The 26,398-nt window shown below is 53.9% G+C and carries 26 protein-coding genes; 7 read left to right on the forward strand and 19 right to left on the reverse strand.

What is annotated here, in order from left to right:
• Window positions 1–7 precede the first annotated feature (7 nt).
• Entirely contained in the window at window positions 8–481 is a 474-nt protein-coding gene (gene creA / locus OGX66_RS18330) for a protein CreA (protein ID WP_003018998.1), read from the reverse strand.
• Between the two features lie 211 nt (window positions 482–692).
• On the opposite strand from creA, the gene robA reads away from it, so the two are divergent.
• Window positions 693–1,562 carry an MDR efflux pump AcrAB transcriptional activator RobA gene (robA, locus tag OGX66_RS18335; protein WP_003837295.1) on the forward strand — a complete coding sequence of 290 codons (870 nt, stop codon included), beginning with the start codon at window positions 693–695 and terminating at the stop codon, window positions 1,560–1,562.
• Here robA and gpmB read toward each other — a convergent pair.
• Window positions 1,559–2,206: a 2,3-diphosphoglycerate-dependent phosphoglycerate mutase GpmB gene (gene gpmB, locus OGX66_RS18340; protein ID WP_003019006.1), complete on the reverse strand. Its 648-nt coding sequence runs from the start codon at window positions 2,204–2,206 to the stop codon at window positions 1,559–1,561. The genes robA and gpmB overlap by 4 nt on opposite strands.
• 71 nt (window positions 2,207–2,277) lie before the next feature.
• Here gpmB and yjjX point away from each other — a divergent pair, with 71 nt between their 5' ends.
• A complete protein-coding gene (gene yjjX / locus OGX66_RS18345; RefSeq protein ID WP_003837294.1) occupies window positions 2,278–2,793 on the forward strand; it encodes an inosine/xanthosine triphosphatase in 516 nt (171 codons plus the stop codon).
• Window positions 2,794–2,848: 55 nt separating this feature from the next.
• Here yjjX and trpR read toward each other — a convergent pair whose 3' ends face one another.
• On the reverse strand, window positions 2,849–3,175 hold the full coding sequence (gene trpR, locus OGX66_RS18350) for a trp operon repressor (protein WP_003837292.1): 327 nt from the start codon (window positions 3,173–3,175) through the stop codon (window positions 2,849–2,851).
• Between the two features lie 89 nt (window positions 3,176–3,264).
• Window positions 3,265–5,202, reverse strand: coding sequence for a murein transglycosylase (gene sltY / locus OGX66_RS18355; protein WP_270924659.1), 1,938 nt, complete (start codon window positions 5,200–5,202; stop codon window positions 3,265–3,267).
• Between the two features lie 331 nt (window positions 5,203–5,533).
• Here sltY and ettA point away from each other — a divergent pair, with 331 nt between their 5' ends.
• Window positions 5,534–7,201, forward strand: a complete 1,668-nt coding sequence (ettA, locus tag OGX66_RS18360) for an energy-dependent translational throttle protein EttA (RefSeq protein WP_003845630.1) — start codon at window positions 5,534–5,536, stop codon at window positions 7,199–7,201.
• A gap of 99 nt (window positions 7,202–7,300) precedes the next feature.
• On the opposite strand, the gene nadR is transcribed toward ettA, so the two are convergent.
• From nadR to serB, 3 genes are all read right to left on the reverse strand, one after another.
• A complete protein-coding gene (gene nadR / locus OGX66_RS18365; protein WP_003019021.1) occupies window positions 7,301–8,530 on the reverse strand; it encodes a multifunctional transcriptional regulator/nicotinamide-nucleotide adenylyltransferase/ribosylnicotinamide kinase NadR in 1,230 nt (409 codons plus the stop codon).
• 88 nt (window positions 8,531–8,618) lie between these two features.
• Complete coding sequence (radA, locus tag OGX66_RS18370; RefSeq protein WP_001728171.1) at window positions 8,619–10,001, reverse strand: DNA repair protein RadA; 1,383 nt, start codon at window positions 9,999–10,001, stop codon at window positions 8,619–8,621.
• Window positions 10,002–10,012: 11 nt separating this feature from the next.
• Window positions 10,013–10,981 (reverse strand): phosphoserine phosphatase, encoded by a 969-nt coding sequence (gene serB / locus OGX66_RS18375; protein WP_087879168.1) that lies wholly within the window; start codon window positions 10,979–10,981, stop codon window positions 10,013–10,015.
• A gap of 115 nt (window positions 10,982–11,096) precedes the next feature.
• On the opposite strand from serB, the gene OGX66_RS18380 reads away from it, so the two are divergent.
• Both OGX66_RS18380 and lplA read left to right on the forward strand, forming a co-directional pair.
• Window positions 11,097–11,738, forward strand: coding sequence for a YtjB family periplasmic protein (locus tag OGX66_RS18380; RefSeq protein ID WP_003837287.1), 642 nt, complete (start codon window positions 11,097–11,099; stop codon window positions 11,736–11,738).
• Window positions 11,739–11,775: 37 nt separating this feature from the next.
• Window positions 11,776–12,792, forward strand: a complete 1,017-nt coding sequence (lplA, locus tag OGX66_RS18385; RefSeq protein WP_044699053.1) for a lipoate--protein ligase — start codon at window positions 11,776–11,778, stop codon at window positions 12,790–12,792.
• A gap of 150 nt (window positions 12,793–12,942) precedes the next feature.
• Here lplA and deoD read toward each other — a convergent pair whose 3' ends face one another.
• The 4 genes from deoD to deoC form a co-directional block, all read right to left on the reverse strand.
• Entirely contained in the window at window positions 12,943–13,662 is a 720-nt protein-coding gene (gene deoD, locus OGX66_RS18390) for a purine-nucleoside phosphorylase (protein ID WP_000224864.1), read from the reverse strand.
• A 103-nt stretch (window positions 13,663–13,765) separates the two neighbouring features.
• A complete protein-coding gene (deoB, locus tag OGX66_RS18395) occupies window positions 13,766–14,989 on the reverse strand; it encodes a phosphopentomutase (RefSeq protein ID WP_003019037.1) in 1,224 nt (407 codons plus the stop codon).
• Between the two features lie 51 nt (window positions 14,990–15,040).
• Window positions 15,041–16,363 carry a thymidine phosphorylase gene (deoA, locus tag OGX66_RS18400; protein WP_003845626.1) on the reverse strand — a complete coding sequence of 441 codons (1,323 nt, stop codon included), beginning with the start codon at window positions 16,361–16,363 and terminating at the stop codon, window positions 15,041–15,043.
• A 112-nt stretch (window positions 16,364–16,475) separates the two neighbouring features.
• Window positions 16,476–17,255: a deoxyribose-phosphate aldolase gene (deoC, locus tag OGX66_RS18405; RefSeq protein ID WP_197557723.1), complete on the reverse strand. Its 780-nt coding sequence runs from the start codon at window positions 17,253–17,255 to the stop codon at window positions 16,476–16,478.
• A 261-nt stretch (window positions 17,256–17,516) separates the two neighbouring features.
• On the opposite strand from deoC, the gene OGX66_RS18410 reads away from it, so the two are divergent.
• Entirely contained in the window at window positions 17,517–19,067 is a 1,551-nt protein-coding gene (locus tag OGX66_RS18410; RefSeq protein ID WP_044713006.1) for a YjjI family glycine radical enzyme, read from the forward strand.
• Window positions 19,039–19,902 (forward strand): YjjW family glycine radical enzyme activase, encoded by an 864-nt coding sequence (locus OGX66_RS18415; RefSeq protein WP_003837280.1) that lies wholly within the window; start codon window positions 19,039–19,041, stop codon window positions 19,900–19,902. Before OGX66_RS18410 ends, OGX66_RS18415 begins: the two co-directional genes overlap by 29 nt.
• Window positions 19,903–19,938: 36 nt before the next feature.
• Here OGX66_RS18415 and OGX66_RS18420 read toward each other — a convergent pair whose 3' ends face one another.
• The 8 genes from OGX66_RS18420 to holD form a co-directional block, all read right to left on the reverse strand.
• Window positions 19,939–20,715, reverse strand: a complete 777-nt coding sequence (locus tag OGX66_RS18420) for a metal-dependent hydrolase (RefSeq protein ID WP_032948474.1) — start codon at window positions 20,713–20,715, stop codon at window positions 19,939–19,941.
• Window positions 20,712–21,785 (reverse strand): patatin-like phospholipase family protein, encoded by a 1,074-nt coding sequence (locus OGX66_RS18425; RefSeq protein ID WP_016149513.1) that lies wholly within the window; start codon window positions 21,783–21,785, stop codon window positions 20,712–20,714. Before OGX66_RS18425 ends, OGX66_RS18420 begins: the two co-directional genes overlap by 4 nt.
• 121 nt (window positions 21,786–21,906) lie before the next feature.
• Window positions 21,907–22,068: a DUF1328 domain-containing protein gene (locus OGX66_RS18430; RefSeq protein ID WP_003019081.1), complete on the reverse strand. Its 162-nt coding sequence runs from the start codon at window positions 22,066–22,068 to the stop codon at window positions 21,907–21,909.
• A gap of 127 nt (window positions 22,069–22,195) precedes the next feature.
• Window positions 22,196–22,813: a molecular chaperone OsmY gene (gene osmY, locus OGX66_RS18435; RefSeq protein WP_003837258.1), complete on the reverse strand. Its 618-nt coding sequence runs from the start codon at window positions 22,811–22,813 to the stop codon at window positions 22,196–22,198.
• A 308-nt stretch (window positions 22,814–23,121) separates the two neighbouring features.
• The gene (prfC, locus tag OGX66_RS18440; protein WP_003019086.1) at window positions 23,122–24,711 is read right to left on the reverse strand and encodes a peptide chain release factor 3; all 1,590 of its coding nucleotides are present in this window, start codon (window positions 24,709–24,711) and stop codon (window positions 23,122–23,124) included.
• Window positions 24,712–24,803: 92 nt separating this feature from the next.
• Window positions 24,804–25,484, reverse strand: coding sequence for a pyrimidine 5'-nucleotidase (gene yjjG, locus OGX66_RS18445; protein WP_003019088.1), 681 nt, complete (start codon window positions 25,482–25,484; stop codon window positions 24,804–24,806).
• Between the two features lie 14 nt (window positions 25,485–25,498).
• The gene (gene rimI, locus OGX66_RS18450) at window positions 25,499–25,945 is read right to left on the reverse strand and encodes a ribosomal protein S18-alanine N-acetyltransferase (RefSeq protein WP_003019092.1); all 447 of its coding nucleotides are present in this window, start codon (window positions 25,943–25,945) and stop codon (window positions 25,499–25,501) included.
• Window positions 25,914–26,327, reverse strand: coding sequence for a DNA polymerase III subunit psi (gene holD, locus OGX66_RS18455; protein ID WP_003837254.1), 414 nt, complete (start codon window positions 26,325–26,327; stop codon window positions 25,914–25,916). The genes rimI and holD overlap by 32 nt, the downstream gene beginning before the upstream one ends.
• Window positions 26,328–26,398 lie beyond the last annotated feature (71 nt).

The following is a 26,398-nucleotide window of genomic DNA, read 5'->3' on the forward strand; positions in this document are numbered from 1 at the left end:
TTCCTTGTTATTGCCGCCACGGCATGATGGGTACCGCGCTAATGGCATTTTTGGGCGATCCATCGACGACTTTATCTGAATAAGCCAGATAGGCCAGCGCATTACGTTTCGCATCGTAAAAACGCACGACCTGTAAAGATTTAAACACCAGCGAGGTACGTTTTTTAAATACCACTTCGCCCTGAGCTTTACCGTTCTTGATTCTGTCGCTCAGTTCTACCGGCCCAACCTGCTGGCAGGAAATGGCGGCATCGGAGGTATCTTCCGCCAGCCCCAGACCACCTTTGATGCCGCCAGTCTTCGCCCGACTCACGTAGCAGGTCACGTTGGTAACATCCGGATCGTCAAACGCTTCGACCACAATTTTATGATCCGGGCCGAACATTTTGAACACCGTATCGACAGATCCAATCTGCTCCGCATGGGCAACCTGCGCCAACATCAGCAGAATTGAGGAAATGACTAAGCTCTTATATTTCATATTGTTACCATTTTTAAAAGTTACTCTGTGCAATTATTCGACATTCTAAGATAAAACGTATACAGATCACAGGATTACAATAATCACGCTTTCGTATGTCCGAAAAAAGCATTTATGAGCAAAAAAAACACTGAATGCTAAAACAGCAAAAAATGCTATTATCCTCATACCTGACGTCAGGTACTCGTTGTTGAAAGGATGAGGATATTTTATGGATCAGGCTGGCATTATTCGCGACCTATTAATCTGGCTGGAAGGTCATCTGGATCAGCCTTTGTCGCTTGACAATGTGGCGGCAAAAGCGGGCTATTCCAAGTGGCACCTGCAGAGAATGTTTAAGGACGTGACGGGCCATGCTATTGGCGCCTATATCCGCGCCCGTCGTTTATCGAAATCTGCAGTGGCGCTGCGCCTGACTGCGCGCCCAATTTTGGATATTGCGCTGCAATATCGCTTCGACTCTCAACAAACCTTTACTCGCGCGTTCAAGAAACAGTTTTCCCAAACGCCTGCGCTGTATCGTCGCTCCCCGGAATGGAGTGCGTTTGGTATTCGCCCGCCAATGCGCCTGGGTGAATTTGCGATGCCTGCGCACGAGTTTGTCACCCTGGAAGATACGCAACTACTCGGCACCACGCAAAGCTATTCCTGCTCGCTGGAACAGATTTCAGATTTCCGTCATGAAATGCGTATTCAGTTCTGGCGCGACTTCCTCAGTCAGGCTCCTGCGATCCCACCGGTGCTGTACGGGCTTAACGAAACGCGTCCGAGCATTGAAAAAGATGACGAGCAGGAAGTGTTTTACACCACTGCACTGACGCCGGAACAGGCCAATGGCTATGTGCCGTCGGCGCAGCCTATCCTGTTACAGGGTGGCGAGTACGTGATGTTTACCTACGAAGGGCTGGGAACCGGCGTGCAAGAGTTTATCCTGACGGTTTACGGCACATGCATGCCAATGCTGAACCTGACGCGCCGTAAAGGACAGGATATCGAGCGATACTACCCGGCAGAAGATGCCAAAGCGGGGGATCGCCCGATCAACCTGCGCTGCGAATTCCTGATTCCGATTCGCCGCTAGCGCTGTAGTTCATCCAACGCAGGGGCGTCCAGATGTGAGATGTCCCCTGCCGTTTCAACGACCCATCCCGGCGCCAGCCATAAGCTTTCCTGGTAATCAACGCGAGAAATAGAACAGTTGCGCAGACGCAAGCGACGTTCAGCCCATGCCGGTAATCCAAGAATTGTACTCACCAGGCAACCCAGCGCGATACCGTGACTGACCAGCAGCGGACGACTTCCCGGCGGCAATTCCAGACAGGATGCCAGCGCTGCGTTGACGCGATCGCTCAATTCCTGCATCGATTCCCCTTCCGGGATACGACCATCCACCGTACCGTTCACCAACTGGCGACGCCAGCCCTCTTCCTCCGGCGTCAGCGTATCGATGTGACGTTTTTCCAGCACACCCATATTTAGCTCGCGCAGACGGGAGTCATAGGTGATATCACAGCCACAGGCCTGGGCGATGATTTCTGCAGTGCGTCGTGTACGACCAAGATCGCTACTGATGACATGCGTAATACCAAACGAGCGAGCGCGTTCACCCACCTGCATGGCTTGCTGTTCACCTTTAGCGGTTAGTGGGCTGTCTGACTGGCCTTGAATACGTCGCTCGGCGTTCCACTGCGTTTCGCCATGGCGAACAAGGTATACCTGTAACATGCTTTTTTTCCGTTATATACTCGTCATACTTTGAGTAGACTCTGCGATGAATTTTCAAACTGAGCTTAATTATGCACAAGGTTATCTCTGCGACCACCAATCCTGCCAAAATTCAGGCAATTCTGCGGGCATTTGAAGAGATTTTCGGGGAAGGATCCTGCCATATTGAACCCGTCGCCGTCGAGAGTGGCGTGCCGGAACAACCTTTCGGAAACCAGGAAACGCGCACTGGCGCACGAAATCGCGTTGATAACGCTCGCCGCCAGCACCCACAGGCTGATTTCTGGGTCGCCATTGAAGCAGGAATTGACGACGATGCCACCTTCAGTTGGGTGGTGATTGATAACGGCATCCAGCGCGGTGAAGCCCGTTCAGCCACGCTGCCATTGCCTGCTGTCATTCTCGACAGAGTCCGCAAAGGTGAAGCACTCGGCCCGGTGATGTCGGACTATACAGGTATTGATGAGATTGGCCGTAAAGAGGGCGCAATCGGCGTCTTTACCGCGGGTAAGCTGACGCGCTCGAGCGTCTACCATCAGGCGGTGATTCTGGCGCTCAGCCCGTTTCATAACGCGGTGTATTTATAGCATTGTGCCGGATGTTCAATCGTAGGCCGGATAAGGCAAAGCCACATCCGGCGGATCAATTTTTCCCGAGCAACACCTGTTCCAGCCACTGACGCAGATCCACCGGCGCGGATTTGAGGCTGTTCGACCCTCGCGTAATAGTAGCAATCCCCGCCCCGAGCTCGTTTTTAAGCTCACGCTGGCTCATCTCACCGCGCAGCAGCTCTTCAATGATACGCACACGCGTTCCCAACGCTTCACGCTCATCCGGCGTTAACATCAAATTGAGCAGTGGCAGGTGTAAATCTTGTTCGTAGGCGTGTTTAAGCAGATCGACAAAACGTAACCACTCCTGGTGACGTTGTTCTGCCATCTCTGCTGAATAGGGTGATTGCTGAGTCATAAGATATCGCCATCGTTGCGGGGGAAGCGTGCTTGCCTCCCCCTTTTGTACTCTTTAACGAGTACGATAGCATAACACAATCGACACGATCAGTAACGACGTTGCCATTCTGCGTCGCTCATCAACTCCGGTTTATCACCGAGGAAATAGCGATAGTACGCATCGTAAGCCAGCACGTTCTTCACATAACCACGCGTCTCTGAGAATGGAATGCTCTCGACAAACGCGACGGCATCAATGCGGCCAGCGCTATTGCCAAGCCAGGTGCGAACGCGTCCCGGACCGGCGTTATAGGCTGCTGACGCAAAGATGCGGTTATTGCCAAATTGCTGATACACGTACTGCAAATAGCTGGTTCCGATGTTGATGTTGGTATCAGGATCCAATAGCTGGCTCGGACTGCTGTAACCTGGAATCGAGAACATTTTCACCGTATGCGTCGCCGTACCCGGCATAATCTGCATCAGCCCGCTTGCGCCAACCGGTGATTTCACTTTCGGGTTCCAGGCGCTTTCCTGACGCGCTATCGCCATCGCATAGCTTGGCTGAATATCCTTGCCGCTGGTGTAACGGGTAAAAAGATCTTTATAGGCCAATGGGAAGCGCTCTTCCAAATGATCCCACAGCTTTCCGGCGATCGTCGCCTGAACGCTTAGATCCCACCAGTGATTATTGAACGCGTAACGCGCCAACTGAGCCTGCTCGGACTTGGTACGGCTGGTGACCAGATTCGCCCATTCACTGCGCGCAGTATTATCCATGTTCCAGTACATTAGCTCGCGGACGCGTGCCATTTCCGGGCCCTGAGTCAGCGCAGAATCAACGTTCGCTGGTGCTTTATCCACTTTCAGCTCGTACTCTTCGCCCAGGCGCTGTGCCGCCACCATCGGATAGAAACCGCGCTGCTGCATGAGTTGGTGCAGGATCTCTTTGGCTTCCGCATCGCGTCCGCGCTCCAGCAGCAGATCCGCTTGCCAGTAGCGCCACTCATCTTTTTCTTTGGCTTCCATTGGCAGACGCGCCAGCCAGGTATTCAGGCCACGACGATCGCCGGTTCCCAGCGCCATACGCACCCGGCGCTCCACAAGCGAGGTGGAGTTGGAGCGCATAATCGCATCATCACGCCATTTGGCCTGCTCGTCGGTAACGTCATTGCCCATCAGACGCCAGGCGACAATGTCGCGCAGCTCCTGGGTTTGCTCGTCATTAAGCTGTTGCGCCTGCACCAGGGAAGGGATCATCAGGCGGGCATTCTCCACATCCTGACGCGCCACGCTGGCAAAGGCGACCGCCGCCATCTGTCGGGTGAAATCCGTTGCGCCGGTGGTGCGAGCAAAGGTCATTACCGAATTCGGATCGTTGGCCAGCGCGATGATCGCTGAAGCAATGGTTTGGTATTGCGCGGGCATCTGTCCGGCCAACGCCGTGACCAGTCCGGTATTCCCGGCTTTCATCGCCAGACGAATACGTTCCAGATACGCCAGCGGATCCTGAGTGCCTGAGGCACGCCATACGCCGAATAATTTGTCACAGGCGTTCGGCTGACTTTTTCCGCTCAGCCACAGTTCTTTCGCCCCTTGCCAGGCCTCTTCGGTTTGCCCGGTACTCCATTTCGCGAAGTAATAGTTACATTGCGCTTCGGTGGTGCCCGGTTTTTCCGGACTGAACGCCAGCAGCCCACGCCAGTCTTCGCGGCGCGCCAGTTCATTCACGAAACGAGATTGCAGAGTACGCGCCGGGGGCAGCGTCGGGTTGGCGCGTACAAAATTGGTGACGGTAATGGTGGGCTGATTCATCAGATCGTCAGTGATCTGGCGATATTCCAGATAAGGATACAGAGGATAGTTCTTCAGGCCAGGCATCATCTGCTCTACGACATCCATCTGTCGGTTATCCCAGGCCTGCTTAATTTGCACATAGCGATTGCGCTGCTCATCCAGGGAATCCGCTCGCGCTACTTGACTGACCGTCAGCAGACATACGCTGGCAGCCAGCAGGCGCCAGGTAAATTGTTTGGCTTTGTCCACAAGCTCTTCCTCTTCTCATGTTACGTCTGTGCAGCATCATGCCGCTTAATTCATTCATGCTAACCAGACATTGCAGAATGCGCCACGTCACGGACACTTTTTTACTTTTGTTGCGAGTGGGATCTGCTGGCTGGGATTGGACAATGAAAAAGGCTACACTTCGCCTTTGATAACTATTTACCAATAATTAGCCCTAAATAATTCAAGTTGCAGCAAGGCGGCGAGGAAGTGAATCCCCTGAGCGTACAAAAGTACGTGACTGGGGTGAACGACACAGCCAACGCATCTGCGGCTTGAAGTATGACGGGATAAACATAGAGGCGAGTCCAACGTGGCCCAATTCGTTTATACCATGCATCGTGTCGGCAAGGTCGTTCCGCCGAAACGTCATATTCTTAAAAACATCTCACTGAGCTTCTTCCCTGGCGCCAAAATCGGTGTTCTCGGTCTGAACGGCGCGGGTAAATCTACCCTGCTGCGCATCATGGCTGGTATTGATACCGAAATTGAAGGTGAAGCTCGCCCGCAGCCAGGCATTAAAATCGGTTACCTGCCGCAGGAACCAAAACTGAACCCGGAACATACCGTTCGTGAATCCGTGGAAGAAGCGGTTGCCGAAGTGGTTAACGCGCTGAAAGGTCTGGATGAAGTGTACGCCAAGTACGCCGAACCGGACGCTGACTTCGATAAGCTGGCCGCGCAACAGGGCAAGTTTGAAGAGATCATTCAGGCGCACGACGGTCATAACCTGAACGTGCAGCTTGAGCGTGCCGCTGACGCTCTGCGTCTGCCGGACTGGGATGCCAAAATTGAAAATCTTTCCGGTGGTGAACGCCGCCGCGTCGCGCTGTGCCGCCTGCTGCTGGAAAAACCAGACATGCTGCTGCTCGACGAACCGACTAACCACCTGGACGCCGAATCCGTCGCGTGGCTGGAACGCTTCCTGCACGACTTCGAAGGTACCGTAGTGGCAATTACCCACGACCGTTACTTCCTCGACAACGTTGCCGGCTGGATCCTGGAGCTGGACCGTGGTGAAGGTATTCCATGGGAAGGTAACTACTCTTCCTGGCTGGAGCAGAAAGATCAACGTCTGGCCCAGGAAGCCTCTCAGGAAGCCGCTCGTCGTAAATCTATCGAGAAAGAGCTGGAGTGGGTGCGTCAGGGCGCGAAAGGCCGTCAGTCTAAGGGCAAAGCCCGTCTGGCACGCTTTGAAGAGCTGAATAACACCGAATACCAGAAACGTAACGAAACCAACGAACTGTTTATCCCACCTGGACCACGTCTCGGCGATAAAGTCGTTGAAGTCACTAATCTGCGTAAATCTTACGGCGATCGCGTGCTGATCGACGATCTGAGCTTCTCGGTACCGAAAGGCGCTATTGTCGGCATCATCGGTCCGAACGGCGCGGGTAAATCAACCCTGTTCCGTATGATGTCCGGTCAGGAACAGCCTGACAGCGGCACCATCACGCTGGGCGAAACCGTGAAGCTGGCCTCCGTTGACCAGTTCCGTGACGCAATGGATAACAGCAAAACCGTGTGGGAAGAAGTTTCCGGCGGGCTGGATATCATGAAGATCGGCAACACCGAAATGCCAAGCCGTGCCTATGTGGGCCGCTTTAACTTCAAAGGTGTGGATCAGGGTAAACGCGTCGGCGAGCTGTCCGGCGGTGAGCGTGGCCGTCTGCACCTGGCGAAGCTGCTGCAGGTTGGCGGCAACATGCTGCTGCTCGATGAACCAACCAACGACCTGGATATCGAAACCCTGCGCGCGCTGGAAAACGCCCTGCTGGAGTTCCCGGGTTGCGCGATGGTTATCTCGCACGACCGTTGGTTCCTTGACCGTATCGCGACCCACATCCTGGATTATCAGGATGAGGGTAAGGTTGAGTTCTTCGAAGGTAACTTTACCGAATACGAAGAGTACAAGAAACGCACGCTGGGCGCCGATGCGCTGGAGCCGAAGCGTATTAAGTACAAGCGTATTTCTAAGTAATTAGCGTTAAGTGCCGGATGGCGGCCTCATGCCACATCCGGCCTACGAGGTTAGTGCGACTTGTAGGCCGGATAAGCGCAGCGCATCCGGCATTAAAACCTACCTCTGCTCGCCCATCAACTCTTTCACCAGCTCCACGCAGCGCAGGAAGCGGCCGTCGTAGTCAGGCTCCTGAACGTGCACAAAATTGATATTGTTTTCCTGCAACATCTCGACCAGCAGCGTCTGAAACGCTTTTCTGTCAACCGAACTTCCAAGGCTGCGCAAGCCATCCGCTACCCACGGGGTGTTGTTTTCCAGCAGGATAACCAGGTCGAAGCGATACTCGTCAATCAGCGCTTGCACAAACGGGTGTTCACGCCCTTCATACTTTTTGCAGAAAGCCTGAGTAGTCACGAAATCGGTGTCGATGAACGCCACTTTATTGGCGTACTTAACAGCAAAATCAATGTATTGCGCTTGTCCCAGTGCGATTTTATCGTAATCAGAATACTGTAACGCCATCTCATCGCCGCCCAAATGGGAGAAGACGTAATCACGCCCATATTCCCACGCACTGGTGGTGTTAAAGATGTTGGCGAGCTTGTTCACCAGCGTCGATTTACCGCTCGACTCCCCGCCGAGGATCGCCACGGTGCGCACGAAAAATGGCTTCACTTCGGTCGGAATATACTCCCAGTAGCGAAACGGGTTTTCACGGATTTGCCCGCCGCTGATGCTCATAAACGTCCGCTTGGGATCCACCAGCACGGTTTCGATCCCCAGATGTTCGAGATACTGCGGGGCATCTGATTCTTCAGAGGTGTAAATCCAGTTTGGCTGGATCCCTTTCTCCTGCATAAACGTTTTGATCCCGTTGCTCCACACGTCCCAACCGTGTGGATACGGCTCCATGCCCTCTTCGTTGAAGGCATGAATACGGATATTTTTCTGATACTTAAAGGTTTGCAGCAGCCAGCGTAGACGATCGGGCACCGTAGGCTGTTGCGACATGGCACTGTCTTCAAACAGACTGCGATCGCGCGTGTCGTCATAGCCCATGATGATATGCAGTTCATCAACCTGACTACAGGCGCGCTGGATAAGGTAGATATGGCCGGTATGCAGCGGATAAAACTTACCAAATACCACACCGATATTTTTCTGCTGGCGCGGAAACTCCAGTCCGAGAAAACGGTGCAACGCCTCCAGCTTTTGCGCGCTGGGGCTTTTAATTTTGGCATTCAGAAGCTGGCTTAGATATCCCTTGGTCATGCCACTGGCATCTGCCACCTGTTGCAGGGTACAACCCTTTTTCTTAATGGCGGTTTTCAGATAATCAAATGACACAAGAGCCTCCTGCTGGAAAAATCGCGTAACACTGCCTGATGGCGCATCGCTTATCAGGCCTACAAATTCAGTACGTACGGGTATTTGATTATAGGTCGTCAAACACGCTTAACGCATCCGCAAGCTTCTTAACGCCAAAGACCTGCATCCCTTCCGGTACTTTTTTCGGTACGTTAGCGGCAGGAACAATCGCTCGGCGAAAACCGTGTTTCGCCGCTTCCGAAATACGCTCCTGCCCGCTGGGTACCGGACGGATTTCGCCTGCCAACCCCACTTCGCCAAAGACCACTAAGTCCTGTGGCAGTGGCCTGTCACGCAGGCTGGAGACCATTGCCAGCAGCAACGCCAGGTCGGCGCTGGTTTCGGTGACTTTTACGCCGCCGACTACGTTAACGAACACGTCCTGATCCGCCATCTGCAAGCCACCGTGACGATGCAGCACCGCCAGTAGAATCGCCAGACGGTTCTGTTCCAGACCGACCGCCACGCGACGCGGGTTCGCCATCATTGAGTGATCGACCAGCGCCTGAATCTCGACCAGCAGCGGGCGCGTGCCTTCCCAGACTACCATCACCGAACTACCGGAAGTGACTTCATCGCCACGGCTTAAGAAAATTGCAGAAGGGTTGCTGACTTCACGCAGACCCTGTTCCGTCATGGCAAAGACGCCCAGCTCATTCACCGCGCCAAAGCGGTTTTTATGGCTACGCAGTGTACGGAAGCGGGAATCGGCGTCGCCGTCGAGCAACACCGAGCAGTCAATACAGTGCTCCAGTACCTTCGGCCCGGCCAGCGAGCCATCTTTGGTGACGTGGCCGACCATCACAATCGCCACGCCGCGCGTTTTAGCAAAGCGCGTCAGGTAAGCAGCGGTTTCACGCACCTGCGCCACGCTGCCCGGCGAAGACTGAATATCCGCCATGTGCATCACCTGAATGGAGTCGATCACCATCAGCTTCGGCTGTTCTTCTTCAGCAATCAGGCAAATTTGTTCGATACTGGTTTCCGACAGCATGTTCAGGTTCGCCGTCGGCAGGCCAAGCCGATGCGCGCGCATCGCCACCTGTTGCAGCGACTCTTCGCCGGTGACGTACAGGGTTTTCATCTGCTCGGCGAGCCTGCACAGCGTTTGCAACAGCAGCGTTGATTTGCCCGCGCCAGGGTTACCGCCAATCAGTATGGCGCTGCCGGGCACCACACCACCGCCGAGCACGCGGTCAAACTCTTTAAATCCGGTAGAAAAACGCGGCAGTTCCTCAAGGCTGATGTCAGAGAGCTTCTGCACTTTTGCAACGCCCGCATTTCCGGCGTAGCCGCTGAGTCGCTCGTTGCGCGCCACCGTTGGCGATGCGGCAAGGCGCACCTCGGTAATGGTATTCCAGGCCTGACAGGCGCTGCATTGCCCCTGCCAGCGCGGGTAATCGGCCCCGCATTCATTACAAACAAAGGCGCGTTTAGGAGCTTTTGCCACGTTTTACCTCATTATTTCTGATTCATACTGCCAGAGAGAATGCAGAACACGCCCATCAGGTCAGCGTGACGGATAGTAATCTCCGTCTTTTCATTCACTTTGGGTTTCGCATGATACGCAATGCCCAGCCCGGCCGTTTTGATCATCGGCAGATCGTTGGCACCGTCGCCGATCGCCACCGTCTGCGCCAGCGGGATCTCATATTCTTGCGCCAGGCGGGTCAGAGTACTGGCTTTGTACTGCGCATCGACGATATCGCCGATCACGTTGCCAGTAAATTTACCGTCCATGATCTCCAGCTCATTCGCCACAGCTGCCGTCAGGCGCAGCTTGTTACGCAGATAATCGGCAAAGAAAGTAAACCCGCCGGAAGCGATAGCCACTTTCCAGCCAAGCGTTTCCAGTTTTAACACCAGTTGAGTCAGGCCTGGCATTAGCGGCAATGTTTCGCGCACCTGGTGCAGAATATTGGCATCAGCGCCCTTCAGCGTCGCCACGCGGCTGCGCAGGCTGGCGGTAAAGTCCAGCTCGCCGCGCATTGCGCGTTCGGTGACTTCGGCAACCATCTCGCCGGTTCCGGCCAGTTTAGCAATTTCATCAATGCATTCGATCTGGATAGCCGTTGAATCCATGTCCATCACCAGCAAACCCGGCGTGCGCAGATGCGGAATTTTACCCAGCGGCGCAACATCCAGTTTGGCGTCATGCGCCAGTTTTGCCGCACGCGGCGTTAACGAGCCCGCCAGACGAATTACCTGATAATCCTCAACGCACCACGCCGCCACGATCACCATCGCTGCGCCCAGTTTACTCTGGTATTGCGTTAACCGTTGTTTATCCAGCCCACGACCGTACAGCAGCCAGCCACTGCGGCCCGCGTGGTAATCCAGCGGCATCACTTCATCACCGCTTAAAGAGAGGGGCAGACCTGGCCACAGAGAGACATCTTCAGGTAGATCGCACCAGGTAATGTTAGGCATTAAAGCTCCTGTAAAATCGTTCGGGTCGGAATCATCAGGGGAAAATAACGCATGAGGCTACCCTGTAACCAGCGCTTCTGGCAACATTAAGTCTCAAATTTTCAGCAGGTGGAATATGGCTCGCACAAAACTGAAATTCCGACTTCATCGTGCAGTGATTGTATTGTCCTGCCTTGCGCTGCTCGTCGCGCTGATGCAGGGGGCTTCCTGGTTTAGTCAAAGCCACCAGCAGCAGCGTAATCCGCAGCTCGAAGAGCTGGCCCGCACGCTAGCCCGTCAGGTCTCGCTGAACGTCGCCCCGCTGATGCGTACTGAAACGCCGGATGAAAAGCGTATTAAGGCGGTGCTCACGCAGTTGACGGAGAGTAGCCGTATTCTGGACGCAGGCGTGTACGACGAACAGGGAGACCTGATTACGCGCACCGGTGAGAGCGTCAATGTTCGTGATCGTCTGGCGCTCGACGGCAAAAAAGCCGGGGGCTATTTTAACCAGCAGATCGTCGAACCCATTCAGGGAAAAAATGGTCCGCTGGGCTATCTGCGACTGACGCTGGATACCCACACTCTTGCCACTGAAGCCAAGCAGGTGGATAACACCACCAACATCTTACGCCTGATGCTGCTACTGTCACTAGCAATCGGTGTAGTGCTGACCCGCACCTTATTGCAAGGTAAGCGTACCCGCTGGCAGCAATCGCCTTTCCTTCTCACTGCCAACAAACCGGTGCAGGAAGAAGACAACGAGAAGATAGAGTAAAAGCTGTAAAAACTGTAAAACAGAAGGGAAATCAACCATGACAACACTACGCCTGCTTATCTCAGACTCTTACGATCCGTGGTTTAACCTCGCGGTCGAAGAGTGCATTTTTCGCCAGATGCCCGCCACGCAGCGCGTTCTGTTCTTGTGGCGTAACGCCGATACGGTGGTAATTGGCCGGGCGCAAAACCCGTGGAAAGAATGTAATACACGCCGCATGGAAGAAGACAACGTGCGGCTCGCCAGGCGCAGCAGCGGTGGCGGCGCGGTGTTCCATGACTTAGGCAATACCTGCTTTACCTTTATGGCTGGTAAACCGGAATACGACAAAACCATCTCCACCGCGATCGTCCTCAATGCGCTGAATTCGCTGGGCGTAGAAGCTGATGCCTCCGGGCGTAACGATTTGGTGGTGAAAACGCCGGACGGCGATCGCAAAGTTTCCGGCTCTGCTTATAGGGAAACGAAAGATCGCGGATTCCACCACGGCACGCTGCTGTTGAATGCCGATCTCAGCCGCCTGGCAAACTATCTCAATCCCGATAAAAAGAAACTTGCCGCCAAAGGCATCACTTCGGTTCGCTCGCGCGTAGCGAATTTGACCGAGCTGTTACCGGGCATCACTCATCAACAGGTCTGTCAGGCCATCACGGAAGCCTTTTTCGCCCACTACGGCGAACGCGTAGAAGCCGAGATCATCTCCCCAAACAAAGCGCCGGATCTGCCGAACTTCGCCGAAACATTTGCCCGCCAGAGCAGTTGGGAGTGGAATTTTGGCCAGGCGCCTGCTTTTTCACATTTACTGGACGAACGTTTCACATGGGGCGGCGTAGAGCTTCATTTTGACGTCGAAAAAGGCGTGATTACCCGCACCCAAGTCTACACCGATAGCCTCAATCCTGCGCCGCTGGAAGTACTGGCAGAACGACTACAGGGCTGCCAGTATCGCGCCGATATTTTACAGCAGACTTGTGAAGCGCTGCTTGCGGAGTATCCAGATCAGGAAAGCGAGTTGCGTGAGCTGGCTGCTTGGGTAGCAAAGGCCGTGCGTTAAGCGATTAGTGGCGAATTGCCGGATGGCGGCTGCGCCTTATCCGGCCTACAAGACCGCTCCCGTAGGCCTGATAAGCGAAGCGCCATCAGGCATTAATAGCGGCATTCCCGTAGGCCCGGCCAGCGAAGCGCCTCCGGGCCACAACAAAACTTACTCTTTATCGCCCAGCAGAACGGATTCCAGTGCGATTTTGATCATGTCGTTGAAGGTCGTCTGACGCTCAGCGGCAGTGGTCTGCTCGTGGGTACGGATATGGTCGGATACGGTGCAGATGGTCAGCGCTTTCGCACCGAATTCCGCCGCCACGCCGTAGATACCCGCCGCTTCCATTTCCACGCCCAGCACGCCGTATTTTTCCATCACGTCGAACATTTCACCATCCGGAGAGTAGAACAGGTCAGCGGAGAACAGGTTGCCAACGCGAGCGTCTACACCCAGCGCTTTTGCCGCATCAACTGCGTTACGCACCATGTCGAAGTCAGCGATAGCTGCAAAGTCATGATCTTTAAAACGGATACGGTTAACTTTGGAGTCGGTGCAAGCGCCCATACCGATAACCACGTCACGCAGTTTAACGTCCATACGCACAGCGCCGCAGGAGCCTACGCGAATGATTTTCTTCACGCCGAAGTCGGTGATCAGCTCTTTGGTGTAGATGGAGCAGGACGGGATACCCATACCGTGGCCCATTACGGAGATCTTACGGCCTTTGTAAGTACCGGTGAAGCCTAACATGCCGCGAACGTTGTTCACTTCACGAACATCTTCGAGGAAAGTTTCAGCAATATGCTTTGCACGCAGCGGGTCGCCCGGCATCAATACGACGTCAGCGAAATCACCCATTTCTGCATTAATATGTGGAGTTGCCATCTTCAGTTCCTTTTATATTGTTGTTTTTGCCGGGTGGCGGCTGCGCCTTACCCGGCCTACAAAACCGTAGGCCCGGTAAGCGAAGCGCCACCGGGCAATTGCATCAGAGCATATTTTTACCGTAGTCCATCGGCGACGTACCAAAGTAGCTCGCCAGCGTCTGACCGATATCCGCGAAGGTTTCACGGTGACCTAAAGAACCTGGTTTCACTTTCGGGCCGTAAACCAGTACCGGAATGTGCTCACGGGTATGGTCAGTGCCGGTCCAGCTTGGGTCGCAGCCGTGGTCAGCGGTCAGGATCAGAATGTCATCTTCACCCACCAGCTCCATCAACTCAGGCAAACGGCGGTCGAACAGTTCCAGGCCCGCAGCATAACCGGCGATATCGCGACGATGTCCCCAGGAAGAGTCGAAATCAACGAAGTTGGTGAAGACGATGGTCTTATCACCGGCTTCTTTCATCTCTTTGATGGTGGCGTCGAACAACGCGTCCAGACCGGTGGCTTTCACTTTTTTGGTGATGCCGCAGTTAGCGTAGATATCCGCGATTTTACCGACGGAAACCACGTGACCGTCTTTCTCGTCGACCAGTTTCTGCAACACGGTCGGTGCTGGCGGCTCAACGGCCAGGTCGTGACGGTTACCGGTACGCTGGAAGTTACCGGCTTTATCGCCGATAAACGGACGGGCGATAACACGACCGATGTTGTAACCACCTTCGGTCAGCTCTTCACGGGCGATTTCGCACAGCTCATAGAGCTTATCCAGGCCAAAAGTCTCTTCGTGGCAGGCAATCTGGAACACGGAGTCAGCGGAGGTATAGAAAATCGGCTTGCCGGTTTTCATATGCTCTTCACCCAGTTGATCCAGGATCACGGTACCGGAAGAGTGGCAGTTGCCGAGGTAGCCCGGCAGGTTGGCACGTTTTACCAGTTTATCCAGCAGTTCTTGCGGGAAGCTGTTTTCGTGATCGGAGAAATATCCCCAGTCAAACAGAACCGGAACACCCGCGATTTCCCAGTGGCCAGACGGCGTGTCTTTCCCGGAAGAAAGTTCATGCGCCCATGCGTAGGCACCAATCACTTCCGCGTTGCCGTCCATGCCAGCAGCAATTTTACCAGTAGAACCTTCGTGAGCTTTCACCAGGCCCAGACGGGTCAGGTTAGGCAGATTCAGTGGACCTTTGCGACCATTGTCAGCTTCACCTTTCGCACAGGCTTCTGCAATGTGTCCCATAGTGTCTGAACCTACGTCGCCAAAGCGATCCGCATCTTCAGTCGCACCAATACCAAAGGAGTCCAGCACCATAATAAATGCACGTTTCATCTTGTTCTCCATACATCTGCGCCGCAAAAAAGCGATCAGATCAGTATACAGTTATTCGGTAATACGACGATAGACTGTCGGTGTAATTTCTGGCGCTTTATCGTCAAGGCTAATTGCCGCTTTGACCGCTTTCGCCGCTTCCTGCCAGCTGGCTTCGTCTTTGGCGTGGATCACCGCCAGTGGGCGCTGTCCGTCTACGCTGTCGCCCAGACGCGCCATATCGCTAAAGCCAACGCTGTAATCAATGGTGTCCGATGCCTGACGACGACCGCCACCCATGGAAACAACCGCCATTCCCAGCGCACGGGTATCCATCGCGCTGACAAAGCCTTCGGTATCAGCATATACCGCTTTGCTGAGCATTGCCGTCGGCAGGTACTTCGCATAATTTTCGACGAAATCGGTCGGGCCTTTTTGCGCCGCCACCATGCGACCAAAAATCTCTGCTGCTTTGCCGTTATCCAGCACCGTCTGCAATTTCGCACGGGCTTCGGCGTCATCTTTCGCCAGGTTGCCGGAGATCAGCATTTCCACGCACAGCGCCATGGTGACGTCTAACAGACGTGGATTGCGGTATTCACCGGTCAGGAACTGCACCGCTTCGCGGACTTCGACCGCGTTACCTGCGCTGGAGGCCAACACCTGGTTCATATCAGTTAACAGCGCGGTGGTACGTACACCCGCACCGTTTGCCACGCCGACAATCGCTTCAGCAAGGGCTTCAGAAAGCTCGTAGGTCGGCATAAAAGCACCGCTGCCCACTTTCACATCCATCACCAGCGCATCCAGCCCTTCCGCCAGTTTTTTCGCCAGAATGGAACCGGTAATCAGCGGGATGGAATCCACCGTCGCGGTAATATCGCGGGTGGCATAAAAACGTTTATCCGCCGGTGCGAGCGAGCTGGTTTGCCCAATAATCGCCACACCCACGTCTTTAATAATTTCACGGAAACGCGCGTCGTCCGGGAAGATGTCAAATCCAGGAATCGCTTCCAGTTTATCGAGCGTACCGCCGGTATGCCCCAGGCCACGCCCGGAGATCATCGGAATATAGCCGCCGCACGCAGCAACCATCGGGCCTAACATCAGTGACGTTACGTCACCTACACCGCCGGTAGAGTGTTTATCCACAATCGGGCCGTTCAACTGCAGGCTTTTCCAGTCCAGCACGGTTCCTGAATCACGCATTGCCATGGTCAGCGAAACACGCTCAGGCATTGTCATATCGTGGAAAAAAATGGTCATCGCCAGGGCGGCGATTTGCCCTTCAGAGATGGTATTGTCGCGAATGCCATTGATAAAAAAACGAATTTCTTCATCGCTCAGCGCATGACCATCACGTTTTTTACGAATAATTTCTTGTGCGAGAAACACGGTAACCCCCAGGGGAAAAGAGTAGAAGGCCGTTGTAAGCCGGGTAAGCAACGCGCCACCCGGCAGTCGTCTTAATGCCGGATGGCGGCTGCGCCTTATCCGGCCTACGGGCTTAGTAGCTGCTTGCGCTCTTGCCGTCGCCGTGACCCAGCGCTTTCAGCAAGCTAGCCAGCAGGCTGGATGCGCCAAAACGGTAGTGACGAGAATCAGCCCAGTCAGCGCCAAACAGTTCATCGGCAATCGCCAGGAACTGCTGTGCATCTTCTGCAGTACGCACTCCGCCAGCCGGTTTGAAACCTACAGTTTTAGAAACACCCATGTCGCGGATCACTTCCATCATGATGCGTGCGCTTTCCGGCGTCGCATTGACCGGCACTTTACCGGTAGACGTTTTGATGAAATCAGCACCGGCTTTGATGGAGATTTCAGACGCTTTGCGAATCAGTGCTTCTTCTTTCAGCTCACCGGTTTCGATGATCACTTTCAGCAGCACGTTTGCCGCCGCACACGCGTCTTTGCAAGCTTTAACCAGATCAAAACCAATCTGCTCGTTACCGGCGATTAGCGCACGGTACGGGAACACCACGTCAACTTCATCGGCACCGTAGGCGATCGCCGCGCGGGTTTCCGCCAGCGCAATCTCGATGTCGTCGTTGCCGTGCGGGAAGTTGGTGACGGTTGCAATGCGGATGTCCGGCGTACCCTGCTCTTTCAGAGACTTACGCGCAATAGGGATGAAACGCGGATAGATACAGATTGCGGCAGTGTTGCCAACCGGGGTCTTCGCCTGATGACACAGCGCGATCACTTTTTCATTGGTGTCGTCGTCATTCAGGGTGGTCAGGTCCATCAGTTTCAGTGCACGCAGGCTGCTTGCTGTTAAATCGGTCATAACATTCTCCAACGGCATCGCCGTATAAAATTTCACCTTGCGAGTTTGTTAGTATTCTAACATCCGCTCGCTATTACACTTCGATATACATCACAGTTAATGAAAACCACATACAGATTTGCATTACTCTAATGAGATCTACTTCAAATAAATTACCTTTTCTAAAGGGATGCCGTGGCATCAGGCGCATCCGGATCAAAGGTTGTGGCGGCGTTGCTTTCTACAATGGCGTTACACCTTCGGGACAAAAAGGAATCAACGATGCCCACTTCAAGCGAACTCGCGCTGCAACAGCGTTGCCAACAAATCGTGACCAGCCCGGTGCTCAGCCCTGAGCAGAAACGCCACTTTCTGGCGCTGGAAGCTGAAAACGCGCTGCCTTATCCGCAACTACCTGCACAGGCACGTCAGGCGCTGGATGATGGGGTAATCTGCGATATGTACGAAGGTCATGCCCCGTTCAAACCGCGCTACGTTTTACCCGATTACGCGCGTTTTCTGGCCAATGGTTCATCGTGGCTGGAGCTGGAAGGCGCCAGCGATCTTGATGATGCGTTATCCTTACTCACCATCCTGTACCACCACGTTCCGTCAGTGACGTCGATGCCGGTTTATCTCGGCCAGCTCGATGCGCTGCTGCAACCGTATGTTAGAATTCTAACACAAGAAGAGATCGATATTCGAATAAAACGTTTCTGGCGTTATCTCGACAGAACCCTGCCAGACGCGTTTATGCATGCCAATATCGGCCCCGCCGATACTCCAGTTACCCGTGCAATTTTACGCGCAGATGCAGAGTTAAAGCAGGTTTCACCTAATCTGACATTCATTTATGACCCGCAAATCACACCTGACGATCTGCTGCTCAGCGTGGCGAAAAATATCTGCGAGTGCAGTAAGCCACATATTTCCAACGGCCCTGAAAATGATAAAATTTTCACAAAAGGTCAGTATGGCGTCGTCAGCTGTTACAACTCTTTGCCGCTCGCCGGGGGTGGTAGCACGCTGGTCAGGCTTAATCTGAAAGCCATCGCAGAGCGCAGCGCCTCTGTCGATGACTTCTTTACGCGCACTCTACCGCACTATTGCCAACAGCAAATCGCCATCATTGATTCACGATGTGAATTCCTCTATGAAAAATCACATTTCTTTGAGAATAGCTTCCTCGTGCAGGAAGGGTTGATTGATCCCGAACGTTTTGTGCCTATGTTCGGCATGTATGGCCTGGCGGAGGCGGTGAATCTACTGTGCGATAAGGCGGGACAAAATGCGCGCTACGGAAAAGATGAGTTCGCCAATCAGCTTGGCTATCGCATCAGCGCCCAATTGGCGGAGTTTGTCGAAAGCACCCCGGTGAAATATGGCTGGAAGCAGCGCGCGATGCTGCATGCACAGTCGGGGATCAGTTCTGACATCGGCACCACACCGGGTGCACGCCTGCCTTACGGCGATGAACCAGACCCGATCACTCATCTGCAAACCGTCGCACCGCATCACGCGTTTTATCACGCCGGGATCAGCGACATTCTCACGCTGGATGAAACCATCAAGCGCAATCCTCAGGCGCTGGCGCAGCTGTGCCTCGGCGCATTTAAAGCCGGGATGCGTGAGTTTACCGCCAACGTGAGCGGCAACGATCTGGTTCGCGTTACGGGTTACATGGTGCGTCTGTCGGATCTGGAAAAATATCGCGCCGAAGGTTCTCGCACCAACACCACCTGGCTTGGCGAAGAAGCAGCGCGTAATACGCGCATTCTGGAACGACAACCTCGCGTGATTAGCCATGAACAGCAGATGCGCTTCGGTAAGTAAGATTATCCCTTTCTCCTGCGTCGACGGGCCGGGCAGTCGCCTGGCTCTGTTTCTGCAGGGATGTAATCTGCGCTGTAAAAATTGCCACAATCCGTGGACGATGGGACGCTGCAACGACTGCGGGGAGTGTGTGCTGCATTGCCCGCATGAGGCGCTGAGCCTGAGCGCGGGGAAAGTGTGGTGGCAGTCCGATTTGTGTCAGCAGTGTGACACCTGCCTTCATATGTGCCCCCAGCAGGCCACGCCGATGGCGCAGACCATGAGCGTTGATGAGGTGCTGCAGCATATTCGCAAGGCAGCACTGTTTATTGAGGGAATTACGGTCAGCGGCGGCGAAGCGACAACCCAGCTACCGTTTATTGTGGCGCTGTTTCGTGCGATCAAAACCGATCCGCAACTGCAACACTTGACCTGTATGGTCGACAGCAATGGCATGCTGAGCGAAACCGGCTGGCAGAAGCTGCTGCCGGTGTGCGACGGCGTAATGCTGGATTTAAAAGCCTGGGACAGCACGTGTCATCGTCAGTTGACCGGTCGCGATAACACGCTGATTAAACAAAGCATTACCTTTCTGTCCGGGCAAGGGAAACTTGCGGAACTGCGCCTGCTGGTTATCCCTGGTCAGGTGGATTATCTACAGCATATTGATGCGCTGGCGGCGTTTATCAGAGGTTCAGGTGACGTGCCGGTACGGCTGAATGCCTTTCATGCGCACGGGGTGTATGGCGAAGCGAAGGACTGGCCGAGCGCCACGCCGGAGGATGTGGAACACCTGGCGCAAAGATTGCGCGAACGTGGGGTGGATAATTTGATTTTCCCGGCGCTGTACCTGTGATGGCCGGATGCGATGCAATAGCGCCGCATCCGGAATTCAAAAATCAAACAACGCCGTGGTATTACGATACAGCGCGTCAGCGATCACGTCCGCAGGTTCCGGGCGCAGTTCACATAAGACGTCAAAGACTCTGACTACCTGCTCCGGGCGATTAGGCTGCCCCTGAAAGCCGTTGAGCGGCATATCCGGCGCGTCGGTTTCCAGCAACAGCGACTCGAGCGGCAGCTGCGCCATTACTTCGCGGGTTTTACTGGCGCGCGGATAGGTAATGGTGCCGCCCACGCCAATTTTGTATCCCAGTTGTACAAAGCGTTCGGCCTGCTGCACGCTCCCGGAAAACCCATGCACCACGCCTGTTCGTGGCAAAGCATGGCGTTTAAGGTACATCGCCAGCTTGTCATGCGTGCGTCGCGAATGCAGGATCACCGGCAGTTCGTACCGCTTCGCCAGCTTAAGTTGCGCTTCCAGCACCCGCTCTTGCTTGTCGAATTGCGGATCGTCGCGATACAGATCCAATCCAATCTCACCTACCGCCACCAGCTTTTGTGGGCGCTTATCCAGCACCTGTTGCAACTGGTCCAGGCAGTCATCACTATGTTGTTCAATAACAATGGGATGTAAACCAAGCGCGGCAAATAATGGAGGATAATTTTCCGCTAACGCCAGTACACGGGAAAAATTCGCCGCCTGGGTGGCCGGAACGATAATGCTCTGTACACCAACCTCCGCCGCGCGCTGAATGCTGACAGGTTCATCGCCGGTAAACGGCGGGAAATCAAAGTGACAGTGCGTATCGATAAAACGATAACTCACGCCAAATCCTCATTATTAAACGTTGTATCGTTGGCCTGAGGCGCATTGGCCACCACCGGCGCGTGGGCATCGTTGGCCACCGGCGCGGGAGGAACCACCACCGGTCCCGGCACCACAATCTTCGGCGTCTGACGAGACAGCGGCACGTTTTTCCCCAGCAGTTTGCCGACGGTAGCGAGGAAGTAACGACCGCACAGGCGTCCGGTTTTGTAGTCTTCCCGCAAGGCCGGAATACGACTTCCCAACGCCATGCTATGGAGCGGTTTGGGAGGGTAGATCTCAAAGATACGCAGCTTGCCCGGCGGTTTCTCAATAAAGCTCTGAATCGCGCGATAGGTGGCTTCATGGTGCTGCACCAGATTCAACAGTGGTTGCAGGCTGCTTTCGCCCAGCCAGCGTTCCATACGCTTGAACCACTGCGGGGTGTAATACATTTGCGAAGGCACAGTGCGGATAACCACCAGCGTTTTCGCCCCCTGCTTCGCCGCTTCCTGCACGGGAATGGCGTCGCTGACGCCCCCATCCAGGTAATTCACGCCGTCCAGCACAACCCCTGTGCGGTAGAACCCGGGAATCGCGCTGGAGGCACGAATAAGATCGAGCCAGTTTTGCCGGTTCGGCGAAAAATAGCCCGGCGTGTAGTCATCACCCCGACAGGCGCACATATAAAACGCTTTCCCCGCGGCAAACAAGCGCTCAGCGTTGTCCATCGCCAGCGGCATTTGGGACGAGGTCGAATCCACCAGCCAGTCGAGATCGATTAAGTTTCCCCCGCGCACAAAGCGCACCGGGTCAAAAAACTCACGTCGGGTAGTGTAACGCATGATGACTTTACGACCGTAACCGGGCTGGTTACAGAGATAAGCTGAAAGGTTTTGCGCACCAGCGGACGTCCCGTAGAAGAGATCAAAGGGATTGAACTGCGCGCGCATGAATTCATCCAGTACGCCTGCGGTGAAGATGCCTCTTTGTCCCCCGCCCTCGCACACCAGCGCCATACTGCCTGGTTGAAACGGACGTAACGATAACGGCGCGATATTACCGAGCGTGACGGGTATTCTCTGCCCCACCTCTGCCTTCCTGTTGTTTTTGTAATAGGACAACAAAGTAACGCAAATTGCCTGCAGCTAAAACCGTAAAAGCCAGTCCGCTGGACTGGCTCAGTAGCAAGTTATCTTTACGGTTTACGTACTAGGGTCGTTTACGCCCGGTAAACAGGCTGACCAGAAACAGAATGATACCCACCACAAAAACAATTTTCGCTGCGCCTGCAGCGGTACCCGCCAGTCCACCAAAACCCAGTGCAGCGGCAATTAACGCGATAACCAGAAATATGATGCCCCATCGAAACATATGCTTCTCCTTTACCATAGTTAATTTCACCGCTTGATATGAGCGCTCAGGCTACCCATCGGCGATATTTTCAGTGTGGTGCACAATACGCCTCCCGACAAACGTCAGGAGGGCGAATTAAGTCTAATTAGTGAGTTTTGAGATCGTTTTTGACGCTTTTCACGCCATCAATCGCTTTGGCGATGCTCTCAGCGCGATCGCTTTGAGCTTGTGAATCGACAGAGCCTGAAAGTTGCACAACGCCATCGGTGGTCTCAACTTTCACCTTGCGTGAAGGGACAATATCATCGGCCAGCAGCTTCGCTTTTACTTCACTGGTGATTGCCGTATCGCCCGCATAGCCTTTAACGGAGGTTTCTTTACTATCACGCACGTGCAGTTTGTCGCTAACGGAGGTCACACCCTCAACGCCTTTCGCCACTTTCACCGCTTCTTCAGCCTGCGCCTGGCTTTCAACAAAGCCGCTTAGCGTTACTACTTTCTGATCGGTCTTGACGGAAATATCGGTGCTCTTAATGCTATCGTGGTCCACCAGCGCGGCTTTTACTTTCGCGGTGATGGTGCTGTCATCCATGAAATTACCGACTTTGTTCATAGAGCTATCGACTTTCTGCCCCGCACTTTCGACGCCGGATTGCGCTTTATCCGTCGTGGCGTTTTCTGCATAAGCAGAACCCGTTGCAACAGCGGAGGTCAGCATCACGGCCAGCAGCGTTTTAGAAATCTTAAGTCCTGTCATTGTCATCGATGTATTCCTGTATGTTTTGCTAAAAGCCAGGCTCTGCCGTTACACGGCCTGAACCAGCAACTAATTTTGTAAGTGGAATAAATATCAGCAATAGAAGCTGCAACAGGCAGCCTAAAAAGCATTTAACGCCGATATTTATGTCATCACATTGTTAAATATAGTTCAGGATTTCGTGATCGCTGCCCAATTTGACTAAAAAACAGGCAAACAAAAGAAAAACGCGAAGTTTTAAGAACATTCCGCAAGGGATTTAAAAGACAGGGAAAGTTGCAGGGCACGGCGGATACCGTGCCCTGGAAGGTCGATTAGTGTTCGCGTGTTTTACGGAACTGAACGTCCGGGTAACGTTCCTGGGTGAGATTCAGGTTAACCATGGTTGGCGCGATATAGGTGAGGTTATCGCCGCCATCCAGCGCCAGCTGAATTTCGTTCTTACGCTTAAATTCTTCGAATTTCTTCACGTCAGAACATTCTACCCAGCGTGCAGTCGCCACATTGACGGATTCATAAATCGCTTCAACGTTGTACTCGCTCTTCAGACGTGAAACCACCACGTCAAACTGCAGCACACCCACCGCACCAACAATCAGATCGTTGTTGGCGATCGGACGGAATACCTGCACGGCACCCTCTTCTGACAGCTGAACCAGCCCTTTCAGCAGCTGTTTCTGCTTCAATGGATCCTTCAGGCGAATACGACGGAACAGCTCCGGCGCGAAGTTCGGAATACCGGTGAACTTCATCATTTCGCCCTGGGTAAAGGTATCGCCGATCTGGATAGTGCCATGGTTATGTAGACCAAGAATATCGCCCGGATACGCTTCTTCCACATGAGAACGGTCACCGGCCATAAAGGTGAGTGCATCGGAGATCACCACGTCTTTACCAATGCGCACCTGGCGCATTTTCATGCCTTTCTCATACTTGCCGGATACCACACGCATGAACGCCACACGGTCACGGTGTTTCGGGTCCATGTTGGCCTGAATTTTAAACACGAAACCGGTGAACTTCTCTTCTGAGGCTTCGACGACGCGGGTGTCGGTTTTACGCGGCATCGGCGCAGGCGCCCACTCCACTAAGCCATCCAGCATATGGTCAACGCCGAAGTTACCCAACGCGGTACCGAAGAAGACCGGGGTGATTTCGCCCGCAAGGAACAACTCATGGTCGAACTCGTTGGACGCGCCCTGCACCAGCTCCAGCTCGTCACGCAGCTGCTGCGCCAGGTCTTCACCCACGGCAGTATCAAGTTCCGGGTTGTTAAGACCTTTAACAACACGCACTTCCTGAATGGTGTGGCCTTTACCGGTCTGATACAGGTAAGTTTCATCTTTATAAAGGTGATAGACACCTTTGAACAACTTACCGCAGCCAATCGGCCAGGTGATCGGCGCACAGCCGATTTTCAGTTCGTTCTCAACTTCATCCAGCAGCTCCATCGGATCGCGGATGTCACGGTCGAGTTTGTTCATAAAGGTCAGGATCGGCGTATCGCGCAGACGGGTAACTTCCATCAGCTTACGGGTACGATCTTCAACGCCTTTTGCAGCATCGATAACCATCAGGCAACAGTCCACCGCCGTCAGAGTACGATAGGTATCTTCGGAGAAGTCTTCGTGCCCCGGGGTGTCCAGCAGGTTCACCAGGCAGTCATGATACGGAAACTGCATCACAGAAGTGGTAATGGAGATACCACGTTGCTTTTCCATTTCCATCCAGTCAGATTTTGCATGCTGGCTGGAGCCACGGCCTTTTACCGTACCGGCGGTCTGAATGGCCTGTCCGAATAACAATACCTTTTCAGTAATTGTCGTTTTACCGGCATCCGGGTGAGAAATAATGGCAAAAGTGCGGCGTTTGGCCACCTCTTGCAAATAAGGAGACAACGTCATAGTCAAATCTTCTTAGGTAAGCACGGCAACGGGCCGGGCAAGTTGAATACGAAAAATTGCGGCTATTTTACCCATCAACGGGGGGGAGGCAATCAGTGTTTACACAGGAGCTGCTCCAGTTCGCTTAATGACGCTACGGTCCAGGTCGGCTGAATGCCCGCTGGCTGCTCGCGGTGGTGCGTATTTAGCCAGCAGGTGGATAGCCCGGCGTTAATGCCGCCAAGAATATCGGACTCTGCGGTGTCACCCACCATTAGCACGCGAGAACGGTCAGGATTGCCCGCCTGCTCCAGCGCATGGTCAAAAATACGGGAATCAGGTTTTGCCACCCCAACCTGCTCAGAAATCACCAGCAGATCGAAATAATCGCGCAGCCCCGTCCGCTCAAGGCGGATTTGCTGCAACGCGGTAAAGCCGTTAGTAATGATGCCGATTTTCGCTTTATCACGAATCGCATTGAGCAGAGAAACCGCCCCCGGCAACGGCGAGCAGATCTCCGCCATCGCATTGATGAATGCATCATTAAGCTGGCCCGGTTCAACCTTCAGGCGTTCGGCCCAGCTCTGAAAACGGGCATGCTGCAGTTGTAATGAGGTAATCGCGCCGTTTTGGTAATCCACCCACAGCGGTTTATTCACGGCCTGGTAGTCCTGAAAATCTTCAGCGGTAAAGGTAATGCTATAGTCGAGAAACATCCGCTGTAAGCCGGTAAACGAGTCAAATGTAAACAGCGTTTCGTCGGCATCAAAGAAAATCCAGTCCCACTTCTTCATCATTACACCTTGTCTTACATGCTGATTGGCAACGCCATGATGATGGCGTCTTCGTGACCATCGGCCGTTGGATAGTAATTGCGACGGATCGTCGCCTCGTTAAAGCCTAAGCTTTCGTACAGCGCGATAGCGGCCGCATTCGAGGCGCGCACTTCAAGCCACAGCGTCAAAATGCCACGCTTTTCCAGCTCATCGATCAAATGCTCCAACAGCTCACGCCCCAGCCCACGGCGCTGAAAGTCAGGATCGACGGCAATATTGAACAGCGTAGCTTCATCCAGCACGACCTGCGTAATCGCAAAAGCCGCCATCACGTCATCAACCCTCAACTGAAAATTGAGATAGCGATCGCCCTGGTTGCTGGCAAATGTTTTTTCACTCCACGGAAAAGCGTGGGCGCGTTTTTCAATATGAAATGCTGCGGGTAAATCAGTCGGTTCGAGGGAAGAAATCGTGTTCATATGCGCAGATTTGTTGCCATAACGCGGCGCGTGCCGCTGGGTTTTCCCGTAATTCATTAAACGCAGGACTCTCGACCTGAGCGCCCTCCAGCAGCAGCGGCTCTTCGGTTCCCAGCCGCCAGCTATTACAGCGACTGCCTTGCGGCAGCATGGCGACACGGTCAGGCGTCAGTTGTAAAACCTGATCCGGGCTGACGGTTAATGCGCGTAAAATATCGCTCATCAATGGTTCGGTTAGCGCGGGTAACTGTGCAGCAACCATCACCAAACGGACATGCGCAGGAATGGAAATCGCGATCTCGCCCTGCAGTGCGCCAGGACGACGCAACGACCACTGCGTAATGCCCAGTTGCTGTAACTGCCAGTCTCGTCGGGATGTCATAGCGAAACACTCCTGTCTATCAGGGGCGCAAATATAGCAAATTTGTCGAATCCGTGCCATCAAACAACTAT

The sequence above is a fragment of the Citrobacter sp. Cf072 genome, from assembly GCF_030334485.1.
Lineage (GTDB): Bacteria > Pseudomonadota > Gammaproteobacteria > Enterobacterales > Enterobacteriaceae > Citrobacter > Citrobacter freundii.